Genomic DNA, 15,596 nt, shown 5'->3' on the forward strand with positions numbered 1-15,596 from the left:
GCTTTGACAGAAGGCGGCAAACGCTTCACGCTCCGTCTCCTCATTCCAGAACGAGGAGACGGAGATGGAAGAACACATCGAGCGTTGGATGAGCAAGCCGCTTCCCGCCGGCTTCCAGTTCGTTCTTGTGATGGTGACGCTAGGTTCGGTCAGCGCCTGGCTGTTGTTCTGGTTCGGCGACTAGCCTGAACTGAACTTCCGAAGCGCGGCCGCAAGCGCCGCACCGCCCCTGCGGCCCTCGTGAGGCCGTGGGCAGGCCCCTTTCATTTCTACCGGTTCACGGGATACCTACTACCGGTTCCCGGGATACCGGCCACCCCATCCGGTCCCTAGCATCCCTTCGCGAAACGTAGCACTCGTGAATCCTTCGGGTGCGTCTTGCGAAGAGGGGCCGTCATGCAACGCGTATTTCTCTTGGCCGTGGTGTGCGCGCCGCTGGTCGCGTTTGCCAACAACGTCGGCGAGAACGCCGCATGGCAGTTCCAGACCAGCACCGACAAGGTCAACCAGGCCGCGATCCAGGACATGATCCGCAAGCAGAAGAGCGGCTACTACGCGGCGCCTGTCTACAACACCACCATCGGCCGCCAATACAACTGCAACGTCTCCGCCACATCGACGGGCAACGACGGCAACAACAGCACGGTCGCGAATTCACCGAGCACGGCCGGTTCCACCTCGAACGCTTCGGGCAACGACAGCCGCACGGCAGTGGGCACGCTCGGTGGCGCGACGGTGGGCACCTCGCAGGCCAACTCGGGCGCGGTGGCATCGGGCATCGTCGGCGGCACCAGCTCGCAGGTGCAGGGCGCGGCCAACCAGGCGCTGAACTCGACGCAGGGCAACGCCGGCGCGCAGACCGCGAGCGTGGGCGGCAGCTCGGCGTGCGCGTTCGGCGTACTCAACTGAGCGGGAGCGAGACATGCAACGTCGCATCACCCGCGCATCCGTTCTTGCAGCCGTCGCCACGCTGGCGCTTGCCGGTTGCGTCTCGGCGCCGCAGCAGCGCTTTGCGCCGAACGAGGCACCCGTGGTGCTCGGCCCCTCGGTGCGCGACAACGTCACGCCGATGGAGGCCGTGCTCGCCTGCTACGCCGACCACATCGCGGCCACGCGGCGCCCGCCCATCATCGTCGGCGTGGGCGACGTGAAGGACTACACCGGCAAGTACAGCATCAACGAAGGCAATGCCATCACGCAGGGCGGCGCGCTGATGGTGTATTCGGCACTCGGCAAGCTCGGCGGCGCGGTGAGCATCGCCGAGCGCTTCGACCCGGTGATCGCCGAGCGCGAGCTCGGCTACGCGGACCGCCGCCAGCTCGGCGACGGTCGCACGCACCAGCTCGGCGGACCCAACGGCGGGCAGAACGTGCCGTGGCTGCCGTACTTCGGCGGCACCATCAACAAGTCCGACTACTTCATCGTCGGCGGCATCACCGAGCTCAACTACAACATCAACTCGGGCGGCGCGGAGTTCGCGGTGAACCAGGTGGGCGTGAAGGCGCGAACCTTCAGCCAGTCGGTGAGCGTGGACCTGCGCATCGTCGACACCAAATCGCTGATGGTGGTGCGCACCGTGAGCCTCACCAAGCAGTTCAACGGCTACGAAGTGGGCCTGAACGTGTTCCGCTTCTTCGGCAGCAAGCTGTACGACGTGGACATCGGCGCCAAGGGCCAGGAGCCGGTGCAGATGGGCGTGCGCGCCGCGCTCGAGGAAGGCGTGGTGCGGCTCATGGCCGCCGTCACGCAGGTCGACCACCGGCCCTGCATGACGATGCGCCCGGGTGGCGGCGAGGCCATTCCTCTCACGCCCGCGGCCGAGCTGCGCAAGGTCGACAACCCCGGTGCCGATGCGGCGGCGGGCGCGGCGGCCGTCACCTCGCCGGTGGCGCAGGGCGGCGTGGCCGTCAACGCGGGTGGCCCAGGCGGCGCGCGCCTCACGGGCACCGCGACGCAGGTGGCCTTCGACTTCGGCGCGACCACGCTGGGCGGCAGCTCTCTCGCGCTGATCGACCAGATCGCGGGCGCGGCCAGGAAGGGCACGACCGACATCGTGCTGGTGGCGCGCGACACCGAGAACTGGGACGCCCGCAAGCGCGACGAGCTCATCGAGCAGCGCATCGCCGCCGTCACCTCGGCGCTGGCCAATCGCGGCGTGGCGCCGGGCGCCATCAGCGTCACGTGGCGGCCCGACGCGGCCGACACGTCGATCCACCGCGACGGCCCGGGCCTGCAGGAGATCGCCAAGCTGCGCATCGGCAGCCCGGTGGTCGGCGGCGCGGCGCCTTCGTCTTCTGCCGACGGCGCCGTCAAGGGCGACTGACCGGCCTCGCGCGTTCCGCGCATCCATCCGATTTCCGACCCAGACCGCTTCCAACATCCGAGGAGTCACGACATGAAAGCACGCAAGATCCAGAGCCGGGCCGCACGCGCGCCCATGTTCAGCCGCAGCAGCATCGGCACGGCAGTCGCGATGGCGCTGATCGCCGCTGCCTCCGGCGCGCAGGCGGCCGAGACTTCGGTCGACGCCGCCTACAACGGCACCGCCACCGGCACGCCCTCGGTGAACTCGGGCAGCAACAACACCGCCCCGGTCAATGCCACCATCACCGGCGCGACCGTGGGCACTACCTCCACCGGCACGCCGTCGAACCCCAACCCGGTGGCGATGAGCACCACCGGCAACCTGATCGGCGCGACCGCCACCGGCAACAGCTTCGCCAACGGCATCCAGCCTGCGCCCGGATCGCCGGTGAACAACGCGGCGACGCTGGGCGTGGCGACCAACAGCGGCGTGATCAACAGCAGCGTGACCAGCAGCAAGCTGGCGCAGGAGTCGAGCACGCTGCAGACCGGCAGCGTGGTCAACGCCGACAACACCATCTCGGCCACCACCACGCTCAACAACGGCAGCTCGGTGGTGTCGGGAGCCGCGGCGGTGGGCGCGGCGCCGCAGGCCGGCACCTCGGTGCTGACCTATCCGGCGGGCGCGCCGTTGTTCGACGCCAAGGGCAACATCGTCGTGACCTCGCTGCAGTCGGCCACGGGCGCGAACTCCGGTGCGCTGGTGCAGAACAACATGGTCGACCTGATGCTGACGGCGAACGCGGGCAACACCATCACGACGGCTGCGGCGCTGGAACGCAATTCGATCTCCGCGGTGCTCAAGGCCAACAGCGCGAACAGCACGGCCGAAATCCAGTCGGGCGGCGCGCCGGCCTTCGCTGGCTCGGCGGTGGTCGCGAACCTGCAGGCGAACGGCAACGGCATCCTCGCGGCCGTCGTGCACAGCGCGACCAACTCGGGCTCGGTGATCACGGGCCTCATCAGCGGGGCACCCGCGGGCGGCACCAACGTGCTGCAGGGTTCGCTGTCGGTGCAGGGCAATGCCATCTCCAGCGCGGCCACTGGCAACGAGGCGCTGGGCGCCACGGCAGGCGTGGCGGGCAACCGCATCCTGATCGACGACGTGAGCGTCGCGGGCACAGGCACGGCCGCCACCGCGGCCAACAACAGCACGCACAACGGCGTGGGCGTGACCAGCAACGTCAACAGCGACCTGGCCATCGTCAACAGCCAGGGCAACATCGGCGTGACCACCTTTGCCCAGACCTCGGGGGCGCAGGTCCTGGCCGGCGTGCAGTCGAGCAAGAACAGCCAGGTCACGCTGGCCGACAACAGCATCACCGCGGCCGCCACGGGCAACACGGCATCGAGCGCCATTGCCAGCGGCAAGAACGCGGCCTCTTTCACCGGCACCGCCGCGGTGTCGAACCAGCAGGCCAACACGACGGCGCCGGTCACGGCGTTCCTGTTCCCGTCGGTCATCTCGGCGCAGACGGGCGAGTCGCCCGGCACGGGCCAGACTACCGGCAGCACGGTCACCGTTTCGGACAACACCTCGGCCGCCACGGCACAGGGCAACCAGATCACGCAGAGCCTGGCGATCCAGGCAAGCACCGTGGCGCTGGGCAACGGCAACGCCGTGCTCACAGGCGGCACGGCCTCCGACGGGCGCGTGTCCGCCGGCGGCGCGGCCACGCTCACCAACCTGCAAGGCAACTACAACAACGGCGGCGTCGCGGCGCTGAACTTCGGCTCGCAGATCCTGTTGACCGCCAACGGCGGCGGCGCGGCGGTCGCGAACAACACGCTGGCGCTGACCGACAACCGGCAGGAGGCCGTGGCGCTCGGCAGCGGGGCCACCAACACGCTCACGCTCACGGGCAACTCGGTGGGTACCGGCGCCGGCATCGCGAGCGTGCAGATGAACGACGCGACCTCCGCCGTCGGCGCGGGGCTGTCGACCCCCGAGGCACGCATGGTGGTGAACGGCAATCTCACGGGCGGCTCGGCCTCGCTCACCGGCAACCTGCAGCGTGCCATCGCCTACGGCAACTCGGCCACGAACACGCTGGGCGTGAGCGCGGGCAACCTGGCCGCGGCGGCGGGCCCGTTCCTGGGTGCGCCGGCCTCGAACGTCACGGTCGACGCGCTCGGCGGGCTGCCGTTCAGCAACGCCGCCGGAGCGCTGCCGACGGTGCGCGCGGCCTACGGCGTGCTGAATGACCAGTCGGTGCAGGCGAACGTCAACAGCTCGGCCACCGGGCCCAACACCTTCGCGGCAACCGTCAACGGCAATGTCTCGGCCGCCGGCGTCTCGAACGGCGGCAATGCCTTCGTCGCCGCCACCTACGGCAACGACGCGGCCAGCGGCGTGACGCTGGGCCTCAACAACGTGAGCGGCTCGAACGCCTCGATCGCCAACGTCACCAACACACAGGCGGTGGCGGGCGCGGGCACGGTCATCGACGCCACCGCCGCAGGCGGCATCGTGGCGCGAACCACTGTCAACGGCACGCTGACCAACGGCTCGGTGTCCAGTTCGGGCAATACCGCCGAGGCGCTGGCCTACGGCAGCCGCGCCACCGGCAACACGGTGAAGGTGACGGGCAACAACATCGACACGGCAGGCTTCTCGCTGGGCGGTGCGACGCTGACGGGCAACGTGCTCGCCACCACCGCCGCCTTCAGCGTGCAGAACGCGCAGTCGGGCCAGGGTACGGTGTCGGCGCAGCGCAGCGGCGGACCCGAAGTGCAGGCCACCGTGACCGGTGCCATCAGCAACTCGAAAGTGGACGCCAGCGGCAACACCACGCTGGCCGGCGCGACCAGCAACAGCGCCGCCAACGGCGTGAGCGTGGATGCGGTCGGCGTCTCGACCACCACCGCGGTGCAGAACCTGCAGCTCACCAGCGCGGCCGTGAGCTCGCTGACCGGGCAGGAGGGCGCGCTGCTCACCAACAAGGACGGCGTGCAGGTGGTGCTGGGCGGCGCGAGCATCCAGGGTTCGCAGGTCACGGTCGACGGCAATACCGCCGGCGGCTCGGCCACCGGCAACGCGGCGGCCAACAGCATCGGCGTGAAGGGCAACACCATCGCCGTGGGCAACGGGCTGCCGCTTGCCGGCGCGACCAGCGTCGCGGGCCTGGCGGGCGCGGTCGGCGACCATGCCATCTCGAACATCCAGCTGGTGACGAGCCCGACGATCTCTTCCAAGGTGGCGGCCGCCTTCGGCGTGGACACGGCACCGGGCGCGGCGATCAGCGGCTCCACGCTGAGCGCATCGGGCAACACGCAGAGCGCGAAGGCCGTGGCCAACACGGGCAGCAACGCCATCGCGCTCGCGGCCACCGATGTGTCGGCCCGCTCGGCGCTGCTGTCGGCGCAGGGCAGCACGGCGGCGGTGGAATCGCGCTCGTTCATGCAGGCGTTCGCGCCGGCCTCGGTGTCGGGCTCTTCGGTGAAGCTCTCGAACAACAGCAACACCGCGCTGGGCGTGATCAACGACGTGAGCAACAAGGTTTCCGTCGCGGGCGGTACCTCGGGCGGGCTTGCCGTTTCCGCGGTCATCACCCAGGGGGTGCTGCCAGGCAACAGCATCGCGCTGGGCGACCAGGTGCTGGTGAACCGCCAGTCGGCCGGAGCTTCCGTCACCAGCACCGCCGACACCGCGATCTACAACGAAGACCGCCTCGTGGTCCCCAACGCCGGCCTGCTCAACAGCAGCTTCACGGCCTCGGGCAACACGACGTACTCGGAAGCCTCGGCCAACCGAGCGACCAACGTGGCCTCGCTGGCGGGCGGCGCATCGCAGTCGGCCAAGACCGCGGTGCTGAATGCGCAGGACAGCAGCGCGGCCGTGACCGCCAATGCCAACAACGCGACGAAGCTCACGCTGACCGGCGTCAGCGCCCTCTCGGGCAGCAGCGCCACGCTGGACGGCAACAGCACCGCCGCTGCCGCAACCGGCAGCGCCGCGACCAACAGCATCGACGTGAAGAGCGGCGCCATCGCCGGCGGTGTCGCGCTGCTGCCCGCGACGACGACCGGCCCCGCGTCGTCGGTGGCCGTGTCGGCCGACCATGCGCTGGCCAACGTGCAGCTGGGCGCCGGCGCCGTGTCGGCCACCGCCACGGGCGTCATCGGCATCGACACCGCGCCGCTGTCCGCCGTCGGCACCTCGACGCTGGGCGTGACGAACAACAGCCAGAGCGCGAAGGCCGTGTCGAACACGGCGCTCAACAGCGTGGCGCTCGCGGGCTCGAACGTGGGTGCGCGCTCGGCGCTGCAGTCGACGCAGTCGAGCACCGCGCCGGTGGCGGCGTCGTCCACGCTGGAGCTGTTCGCACCGGTGGCGTCTTCCGGCTCCACGATCCGCATCTCGGGCAACAGCAACACGGCACTGGGCGTGATGAACGACGCGACCAACTCGCTGAGCGTGAGCGCGGTCAACGCTCTGCCGCCGGGCGCGACGGGTTCTGCCACGCTGAGCGAGACGGGCAGCGCCGACAACGTGATCGCCACCGGCGACCACGTGCTGTCGAACCGGCAGACGGCTTCCTCGACGGTCGCCGGCACGGCCAGCACCTCGATCCACAACGACGACAACGCCGCGCCCACACCGGGGCTGATCAACGGCGCGCTCACGATCTCGGGCAACAGCACCTTCGCCGAGGCTTCGGCCAACCGCGCGACCAACACCTTCACGGTGGCGGGCAGCGCGACGCAGGGGGCCAGCACCGGCATCGCGAACGTGCAGGGCAGCACGGCCGGCGTGACGGCCACGGCCGGAACGGTGGCGAACGTCACGCTGGCGGGTGCGGTGCCGCTCAACGGCAGCAGCATCTCGCTCGACGGCAACACCACCGCCGCCCTGGCGCGCGGCAATGCGGCGACCAACGTGATCGAGTCGACGGCCGGCAGCGGCTACGGCGGCGCGGCCACCGCGGGCTCGTCGAGCCTGGTCGCGGCGCCGCTGGCGCTCAACGTCGGCGCCAGCGCGGCGATCCTGAACAGCCAGAGCAACGCGGGCGCGGTGACGGCCACCAGCACGGGCACGAGCTACCAGGTGGCGCTCAACGGCACCGGCGCGGGCGTGTCGAATGGCACGGTCGGCGTCACCGGCAATGCGCTGGCGGCGCAGGCCTTCGGCAACAGCGCGACCAACCGCGTGACGCAGACGGCGCTGAACACTGGCGCACCGAGCGCAGCCATCGCCAACTACCAAGTCAACACCGGCGCGGTGACGGCCATGGTGACGAGCGTGAATTTCGGGGGCGGTGTCTCGGGCGCGGTGGGCAACAGCACGCTGCGCACCACGGGCAACCAGATCACGGCTTCGGCGACGGGCAACTCGGTGGTGTCGACGATCACCTCGCGCTGAACTGCATCGCCTTGAAAAAAAGCCGCGGGCCTTCGGGCCGGCGGCTTTTTTCTCGTGGATCGCGTTCCGTTCAGGTCTTCGGCTGCGGCCTCGTCTGCTGCCGCTTGAATTCGGCGCAGTAGTCCTTCTCGGGCAGGGGCGGCGTGCGCCATGTGCGGTCGTAGTCGCCGGGCTCCGGGCCGGCCGCGGAGGCAGGCGCCGCCATCAGCCGCACGGTGGCGACCTTCACGTCGTCGGGCAGGTGCTGCGGAACGCCGAGCGTGCGCACGACGTGGCCCGCTCCGGCGATCAGCAGCACCGTCTGGCCCGGCTTCCTCGCCTTGACGATGGCCTGCGCCATCGCGCGGTCGCGGCCGACCTGGATGCGCGTCATCGGCACGATCTGCGACTCGGGGAGCATCCTGCAGTGGCCCTCGCGCACGGCATCCTGCTGCGCGGCATAGGCCTCGCCGTTGAGCTGCACGTCGAGCGAGACGTCGGCCATGGCGTCCTTCATGCGGGCGCGCGGCAGGTTGGCGCCGACCACTGGCACCCCGGCGCGCACGGCGGCCATCACTGCGGGGCCGTAGCTGGCCCAGGGCCAGGCCTTGTCGCTCCAGTCGAGGGCCGCCTGCACCTGCGCCTCGGTGGCGGCGGGCGCGAGCTGCGCGGTGTTGCGGCCTTCCTCGGCCATCTCGAGCGCCAGCGCGGCGAGATGGCCGCGCGCGGCCAGCGCCTCGACGGCCTCGCGCTCGATGACGTGATGCTCGGGCGCGTCGTGCTGCTCGCCGAGCAGCAGGGCGTCCACCGGCTGGAGTGCCGCGATGCGGCGCGCGACAGGGGCATCGGGCGCGTCGGGGCCGGAAGAAGAGGAGGACTGGGAAAGCGCCGAGCAGCCCGTGAATGCGGTGGCGGCGAGCAGGGGAAGCAGCAGGAGCCGGGAAGCCCGAACGGGCCAGTGTGGAGAAGGCATCGCGCCATACTATGCCCTCGGCGTGCGCACGCGGTGCCGTCCGTTTCCGCTTTTCCCTGTCATCCCCTTCGCTCCCTGTGTCCTCCCGCTTCTTCGTCCGCGTGCTGGCCACGCTGCTGCTGGCGCTTGCCGCAGCGGGCGTCTGCCTCGCGCTCCGAACGCCCCTGCCCTGGATGATCGGACCGCTGCTCGCGGTGTCGGTGGCCTCCATCGCCGGTGCGCCCACCGCGAGCTACACGCCGCTGCGCAACGCGGGGCAATGGACCATCGGCACCGCGCTCGGGCTGTACTTCACGCCGCACGTGGTGGCGCTGGTGGCCAGTGTGTGGTGGGCGATCGTGCTGGCCATCGCCTGGGCGCTGCTGCTGGGCGTGGGCTTCGGCCGCTGGCTGCACGCGATGCACGCGGCGCGCATGCCCCAAGTGCCGGCGAATTCGATGAGAGCCACGACTTACTTTTCGGGCGCCATCGGCGGCGCCTCGGAGATGACGCTGATGGCCGAGTCGGCCGGCGCGCGCACCGACCTCGTGGCAGCGGCGCACAGCCTGCGGCTCGTGGTGGTGACGGTGACGATCCCTTTCGCGATGCAGTGGAGCGGGTTGCACGGGCTGGAGATCAATCCGCCAGGCGTGCGCGAGGTGAACCTGGGCGGGCTGGCGCTGCTCGCGGTGGCGACCGGCATCGGCGGCCTCGCGATGCGCGCGCTGAAGCGCACCAACCCGTGGTTCATGGGGCCGCTGCTGGTGGCGATGGGCTTCACCGTGGCGGGCCAGTCGCTGTCGGCCGTGCCCGGATGGATGTCGAACACGGCGCAGCTCGTCATCGCGGTGAGCCTGGGTGTGCGCTTCAGCCGCGAGTTCCTGCACACGGCGCCACGCTGGCTGGGCTCGGTGGTGCTGGGCACCTTCGGCATGCTGCTGCTGTGCGGCGCGGTGGCCTGGCTGCTGGCCTGGGCCACCGGGCTGCATCCGGCCACGATGATCCTGGGCACCTCGCCGGGCGGCATCGCCGAGATGTCGATCACGGCCAAGGTGCTTCAGCTGGGCGTGCCGGTGGTCACCGCCTTCCAGGTCTGCCGGCTGGTGGCGGTGCTGGTGCTCGTGGGGCCGATGTTCCGGTGGATCTACCGTCGGGCATGAAAAAAGCGCCCCTCGGGGCGCTTTTTGCTGTTTCTCGGGAAGCCGGCCGGATCGGGCTTAATGCACCAGAACCGGGGTGTGCGCCAGTTCGGCGTAGCCCTCGAGCGTGTCTTCCACTTCTTCCTGGGTGGGGGTGTTGAGCTGCCACGCCGCGATCTGCTGCTGGAACAGTTCGGCCCAGGAACCGTCGAGGTAGACCTCCTTGCCCGAGCGTTTGTCCACGATCTCGAAGCCGTGGCGTTCCAGAACCGGCATGTTCGGCTGCTCGGGCGTGTCGCCCTCGTTGGGCTGCACGTGCACGACGACGAAAGACTCCGAGTCATAAAGCATGTTCATGGCGGGCCCTGTGAAGATGTCGATGGCGTTCATGAAGGGTTAGATAGCAATCAACGCGCCAGTTTCAAGATAGGTTGTCTATTTGTAAAACCAACTGGCTAATCGGCATATCTCCGGGCCCTTTTGCTTCGATGGTGTGACTTTCTCCTCAATTTGCCGGGTCCGCAGGAAGGGGTTTGCGCAATTGGGCGTCAGCGAAGTCCCCGTTCGCCTCCGTCTGCTTGATCCGCACGGGCAGGTAGCCGTAGGCCGGCGCGAGCCAGAGTTCCAGCTTCCTGTCGAACTGCTTGCGCGGGTCGCGGGTGAGCTTTCGGGCGACGTATTCGCCGGCCGGAAGGCTCAGTTTCTCCTCGTCGCCGACCACGAAGACCCAGACCTCGGCGTCGCGCGGCCCTACCGTCTGGACCGAGATCCGGGTGCCGGCCGGATAGCGCCCGGGGCTGGCAGCCAGCAGGCCGCCGAGCTGCATCATCACGCTCATGCGATCCTGTGCGCCGGGCAGCAGGGGCACCGGAGGCACGTTGCTGCTGAACACGACCTCTCCCCGGTCGCGCGCGAAATGCGAGGCCACCTCGGACTTGCGGCTTTCCGAGTACCGCTCCGGCTCGAGGCCGGAAGGGCCGATGCGACCGGTGCTGTGCCAGTTCAGCAGGGTGAAGAACACCGCCTTGAGCGTCAGCCGGCCGTCGTAGCGGCTGCCGTCCTGCAGCCAGACCAGCTCGCCGAACACGCCGCGCTGCGGAGAAGCCCCGGACTGGCCGGTGGCCTCGAAATCGAGCGTGACCGAGCCCGGGATCTTCATCGCCTGGGTGCCCGCGATGGTGCCCGAGCCCTCGCCGCCCGCCGCCGCGGTGCCGGTTCCGGTGCCGCCGGCGGGAGATGTCGCACCCGCCGGGGCGCTGGCCGGCGCTTCCGGCGGCGTTGCTCCTGAATCGGTAGCGGCTTGAGTCGTCAGGTCGGGCGTTTCCGGGGCGGGAATGGCGGGTGTGTCGGGTTCCGGCGCAACGGCTGCCGGTGCCGGCTTCGGCCGGGGCGCCGTGGGCTCGCGCGGACGTCGCGGCTTGGGTGGCGGCGCGGGCTTGGTCTCGGCCGGCGCGGCTGCGGGAGCGGGGGCTTCCGAGGCCGGCGGCGCGATCACGATCGTCCGGGTGCTGAACTTGTTCGCCAGCGGCGAAGGCTCCGGCCCGATGGCCATCGGCGCCACCCCGAGCAGCACCACGTGGACCAGCGCCACGAGCAACGTCAGCCCGATCAGCGCGCGCCACGAAGGGCGCCCGGGCAGGCCTGCAGGCAGCGAGGAAGAGGGGGCGACGAGCGTCGGCATCGTTGTGTGGAGTGGGCGCCGGCACGGAGGTTCACGAAGACCACCTCGGTACACTGCCGCCCGTCCAACCAGTTTAAGTGGGAGCGGCTCCCGGCCCCGCGCCGGTGCCGCATCCCTGCTCTCACGCACGCACCGCATCATGAAACTCGCCACCCTGAAAGACGGCTCGCGCGACGGCCAGCTCGTCGTCGTCTCGCGCGACCTCACGCTCGCCCACTACGCCACCGGCATCGCGAACCGGCTGCAGCAGGCGCTGGACGACTGGGGCTTCATGAGCCCGCAGCTGCAGGACCTGTACGCCAACCTCAACGCCGGCCGTGCGCGCCACTCCTTTCCCTTCGACCCGTCGATGTGCATGGCCCCGCTGCCGCGCGCCTACCAGTGGGCCGACGGCTCGGCCTACCTGAACCATGTCGAGCTGGTGCGCAAGGCGCGCAACGCCGAGGTGCCCGAGAGCTTCTACACCGACCCGCTGATGTACCAGGGCGGCAGCGACGACTTCATCGGCCCGACCGACGACGTGGTGGTGCCCAGCGAGGCCATGGGCATCGACTTCGAGGCCGAGATCGCGGTCATCACCGGTGACGTGCGCATGGGCGCCACGCCCGACCAGGCGCTCGACGGCATCCGCCTCGTGATGCTGGCCAACGACGTGAGCCTGCGCAACCTGATCCCGGCCGAGCTGGCCAAGGGCTTCGGCTTCTTCCAGAGCAAGCCCGCCACCGCCTTCAGCCCCGTGGCCGTGACGCTCGACGAGCTCGGCGAAGCCTGGCAGGACGGCCGGGTGCACCTCGCGCTGCAAAGCAGCTGGAACGGCCGCAAGGTCGGCATGTGCGATGCCGGCCCGGAAATGACCTTCCACTTCGGCCAGCTCATCGCCCACGTCGCCAAGACGCGCAACGTGCGCGCTGGCAGCATCGTGGGCAGCGGCACCGTGAGCAACAAGGGCGTAGAGAAGAACGGCCACATGGACTGGCCCAAGGGCTACTCGTGCATCGCCGAGAAGCGCTGCATCGAGACCATCCAGACCGGCCAGCCCTACACCGACTTCATGAAGTTCGGCGACACCATCCGCATCGAGATGAAGGGGTTGGACGGGCGCTCGCTGTTCGGCGCGATCGACCAGGAAATCGTGTCGACGGCCGGCCGGCCGAAGGAGGCGCCGGTGTCGCTGGTGAAGCCGCAGCAGGCGGCCGACGAGGCACCGCAGGAAGAAAGCGCCTCGGAAGACTGAAGCCGCTCAGTGCGGCCCGGCGCCGCGCAGCAGCTCTTTCTGCGACCGTATTCCCAGTCGGCGGAACGCGCGGTACTGGTGGGTGCGCACCGTCGTCAGCTCCACGCCGATCTCGCGCGCGGCTTCCTTGGCGGTCTTGCCCGCCATCAGGTGGCCGATGACCTCGCGCTCGCGCAGGCTCAATCTCAGCAGCCGCGAGGCGAGGGCCGGCTCCACCGCCTCTCGCACGGCCACGGCGCTACGACCGTGCGCGGCGGTGGCGTCGGCCAGCAGCGTGGCGTGCGCCTCGATGCGCGCGAAGTCCGCCGCATCGAACTCCGGCTGCGCGAGGCTGCGATAGAAGCTCACCGCCACGCGCTGCCCGGTGGGCTGCAGCAACAGCACCGAGGCGCGCTCGCGGATGCCCACGTCGCCGTAGCAGGCGGCGCGGTATTCCGGGTCGGCCACTTCGTCGGCGCGCTGGTGGCCCAGCCACAGCTGGGCGCGCTTCGGCAGCTTGCGCGCCGCGAGCCAGGCCATGTTCGGGTCGAGCAGGTCGAAGCGCTGCGCCACGTAGCGCTCGGTCGTGCGCTCGGCCGTGCTGCCGTAGCTGCTCGCGGCCGACACCGCCTCGATGCGCCCCGCCGCGTCCACCACGAACACGGTGCAGAAGGTCACCGGCATCACGCGCTGCATGGCCCCGAGATAGCTGCTGGCCAGGTGCGGCGTACCCACGCCGGAGAGCACGTCGCCGACCACGGCCGCGGCCAGCGCCGTGTCTTCGGCAGGGTGGATGCGCCAGCGTCTCATGCGTGGGGGGTGGGGGAGTAGGGGGAATAAGAGGGAGGGATTCGGGTAAGTACCTCGTACGAAGTTATGACATTGCCGCCTCTTGCGCATCGGGACAATCCCGTCGGATGACGAACTCCCCCGCTGCCGCTCTCGGCAATGCCGCCAGCGGCCCCGTGCCTCCACCGGCAAGCGCCACCGAACTGCCGCCGTCGGTGGGCGCCTTCCACTACACGCGCTACCAGTCCCGGACACCGAAGCTCGAACCCGGCGGCATCGAAGCCGGCAGCCATCCGGTGGTGATCGCGGGCGGCGGGCCGGTCGGCATGGCGCTCGCGCTGGGGCTCGCGAACCACGGCGTGCGCAGCGTGATCCTCGAAGCCGACGACACGGTGTGCGTGGGCAGCCGCGCGGCCTGCATCTCGCGGCGCAGCCTCGAAATCATGGAACGGCTCGGCGTGCTGCGCGCCTTCATGGACAAGGGCCTGCCCTGGACCGGCGGCCGCAGCTTCTACAAGACGGCCGAGGTGTTCCACTTCGAGATGCCGAACGACGAGCGGCAGAAGCTGCCGCCGATGATCAACCTCGAGCAGTACTACGCCGAGCACTACCTGCTCGAGGAGATCCTGCGCCGCAATGAGCGCACGCCGGGGCTCGTCGACATCCGCTGGGGCACCGAGCTCACCGGCATCGCGCAGGACGAAGAAGGCGTGACGCTCGACGTGCGCAATACCGAAGGCGCCTACCGGCTGCGCGGCCAGTGGCTCGCGGCCTGCGACGGCGGCCAGAGCTTCGTTCGCAAGGCGATGGGGCTCGCGCTCGAGGGCACGGGCTACGAGGGCCGCTACGTGATCATCGACATCGAACTCAGGAGCGGCCATCCGACCGAGCGCCGCGCATGGTTCGATCCGCCGTGGAACCCCGGCTCGACCGTGCTGATGCACCGCCAGCCCGACGACATCTGGCGCATCGACTACCAGCTGCGCCCCGGCCAGAGCACCGAGGAGGCGCTGCAGCCGGCGGCGGTGGCCGAGTTCGTGCAGCGCCACCTCGACGCCATCGGCGAGGGCCACCTGCCGTGGAAGACGGTGTGGACTTCGGTCTACCGCGCCGGTGCGATGACGCTCGAAAGCTACCGCCACGGCCGCGTCGTGTTCGCGGGCAACGCGGCGCATGCGATGCCGATCTTCGGCGTGCGCGGGCTCAATTCGGGCTTCGACGACGCGGACAACCTCGCGTGGAAGCTGGCCTTCGTGGCCAGGGGCCTGTCGGACGCCGCGCTGCTCGACTCGTACTCGCAGGAGCGCATCGAGGCCTTCCACGTGAACGCCGAGAACGCGATGCGCAGCACCGAATTCATGTCGCCGCCCTCGCGCGGCTTCGACCTGCTGCGCGAGGCGGCGCTGTCGCTGTCGGAAGCGCATCGCGGCATCGCGCAGCTCATCAATCCGCGCCAGACGCAGGCGGTGCGCTATGCCGCCTCGCCGCTGTCGAGCAAGGGCGACGCGCTGCCCGCCGGCCCGTCGCCGGGCGAGGCGATGCCGGAGCAGCAGCTCGAACGCGGGCATCTCACCGACTGGATCGCGCCCACCTTCACGCTGCTGGTGCTGCGGCCCGACCTCGTCGCGCTGCCGGCGGCGGACATCGAGCGGGCGCGAAAGGGCGTGCTGCCCTTCGTCGTGCGCAGCATCGCGAGCCCTGGCACAGACGGCGCCGATGCGCACGCCTCGCCCGAAGTCTTCGAGGCGCTCGGTGCGCGGGACGGCGCGGTCTACCTGCTGCGCCCCGACGGCCACGTGGCCGCGCGCTGGCATCGCCTGCCGCCCGGCGCCCTGCAACCCGCATTGGCCCGCGCGGCCCGGGAGATTTCCGCATGACGACCACGACGACACCGCTCCAACCCGACGCCCGCGACCGCCTCTATGCCGAGTGCGCGCGCGCCATCAGCGAGGCGGGCGCCGAGCGCGAATCGCTGTTCCTCGCGCGGCTCGCGCTGCTGCTGTTCGAGCAGGTCGGCGACGAGGCGCGCTGCCGCGCCGCGCTGGCCGACGCCCTGCACGCGCTGCCCGTACCATCGCTGTCCGCATCCTGATTTCTGAAATACAACCGACTGGAGA

Annotated in this window: 11 protein-coding genes; 7 read left to right on the forward strand and 4 right to left on the reverse strand. The window is 70.1% G+C overall.

Annotation, left to right across the window (positions count from 1 at the left end; genetic code table 11):
• The first annotated feature begins 396 nt into the window (after positions 1-396).
• The 3 genes from EJO71_RS29865 (at position 397) to EJO71_RS29875 (ending at position 7,726) form a co-directional block, all read left to right on the forward strand.
• On the forward strand, positions 397-909 hold the full coding sequence (locus tag EJO71_RS29865; RefSeq protein ID WP_125952161.1) for a hypothetical protein: 513 nt from the start codon (positions 397-399) through the stop codon (positions 907-909).
• A 13-nt stretch (positions 910-922) separates the two neighbouring features.
• Positions 923-2,323, forward strand: coding sequence for a CsgG/HfaB family protein (locus tag EJO71_RS29870; RefSeq protein ID WP_125952160.1), 1,401 nt, complete (start codon positions 923-925; stop codon positions 2,321-2,323).
• Between the two features lie 72 nt (positions 2,324-2,395).
• Entirely contained in the window at positions 2,396-7,726 is a 5,331-nt protein-coding gene (locus tag EJO71_RS29875; protein WP_125952159.1) for an S-layer family protein, read from the forward strand.
• 70 nt (positions 7,727-7,796) lie between these two features.
• On the opposite strand, the gene EJO71_RS29880 is transcribed toward EJO71_RS29875, so the two are convergent.
• Complete coding sequence (locus EJO71_RS29880; RefSeq protein WP_125952158.1) at positions 7,797-8,678, reverse strand: ChaN family lipoprotein; 882 nt, start codon at positions 8,676-8,678, stop codon at positions 7,797-7,799.
• Positions 8,679-8,755: 77 nt separating this feature from the next.
• Here EJO71_RS29880 and EJO71_RS29885 point away from each other — a divergent pair, with 77 nt between their 5' ends.
• Positions 8,756-9,817, forward strand: a complete 1,062-nt coding sequence (locus EJO71_RS29885) for an AbrB family transcriptional regulator (protein WP_125952157.1) — start codon at positions 8,756-8,758, stop codon at positions 9,815-9,817.
• A gap of 57 nt (positions 9,818-9,874) precedes the next feature.
• Here the strand turns inward: EJO71_RS29885 and EJO71_RS29890 are convergent, their stop codons facing one another.
• Both EJO71_RS29890 and EJO71_RS29895 read right to left on the reverse strand, forming a co-directional pair.
• A complete protein-coding gene (locus EJO71_RS29890; RefSeq protein WP_125952156.1) occupies positions 9,875-10,186 on the reverse strand; it encodes a DUF3567 domain-containing protein in 312 nt (103 codons plus the stop codon).
• A 115-nt stretch (positions 10,187-10,301) separates the two neighbouring features.
• On the reverse strand, positions 10,302-11,477 hold the full coding sequence (locus EJO71_RS29895) for a DUF3108 domain-containing protein (RefSeq protein WP_125952155.1): 1,176 nt from the start codon (positions 11,475-11,477) through the stop codon (positions 10,302-10,304).
• A gap of 139 nt (positions 11,478-11,616) precedes the next feature.
• Between EJO71_RS29895 and EJO71_RS29900 the strand changes: the two genes are divergently transcribed.
• Positions 11,617-12,711 (forward strand): fumarylacetoacetate hydrolase family protein, encoded by a 1,095-nt coding sequence (locus EJO71_RS29900; RefSeq protein ID WP_125952154.1) that lies wholly within the window; start codon positions 11,617-11,619, stop codon positions 12,709-12,711.
• A gap of 6 nt (positions 12,712-12,717) precedes the next feature.
• On the opposite strand, the gene EJO71_RS35000 is transcribed toward EJO71_RS29900, so the two are convergent.
• Positions 12,718-13,500, reverse strand: a complete 783-nt coding sequence (locus tag EJO71_RS35000; RefSeq protein WP_125952153.1) for a LuxR C-terminal-related transcriptional regulator — start codon at positions 13,498-13,500, stop codon at positions 12,718-12,720.
• Positions 13,501-13,607: 107 nt separating this feature from the next.
• Between EJO71_RS35000 and EJO71_RS29910 the strand changes: the two genes are divergently transcribed.
• Positions 13,608-15,356 carry an FAD-dependent monooxygenase gene (locus EJO71_RS29910; RefSeq protein ID WP_125952152.1) on the forward strand — a complete coding sequence of 583 codons (1,749 nt, stop codon included), beginning with the start codon at positions 13,608-13,610 and terminating at the stop codon, positions 15,354-15,356.
• On the forward strand, positions 15,353-15,571 hold the full coding sequence (locus tag EJO71_RS29915; protein WP_125952151.1) for a hypothetical protein: 219 nt from the start codon (positions 15,353-15,355) through the stop codon (positions 15,569-15,571). The genes EJO71_RS29910 and EJO71_RS29915 overlap by 4 nt, the downstream gene beginning before the upstream one ends.
• Positions 15,572-15,596: the final 25 nt, after the last annotated feature.

This window comes from Variovorax sp. 679, assembly GCF_003952185.1.
Classification (GTDB): domain Bacteria; phylum Pseudomonadota; class Gammaproteobacteria; order Burkholderiales; family Burkholderiaceae_C; genus Variovorax.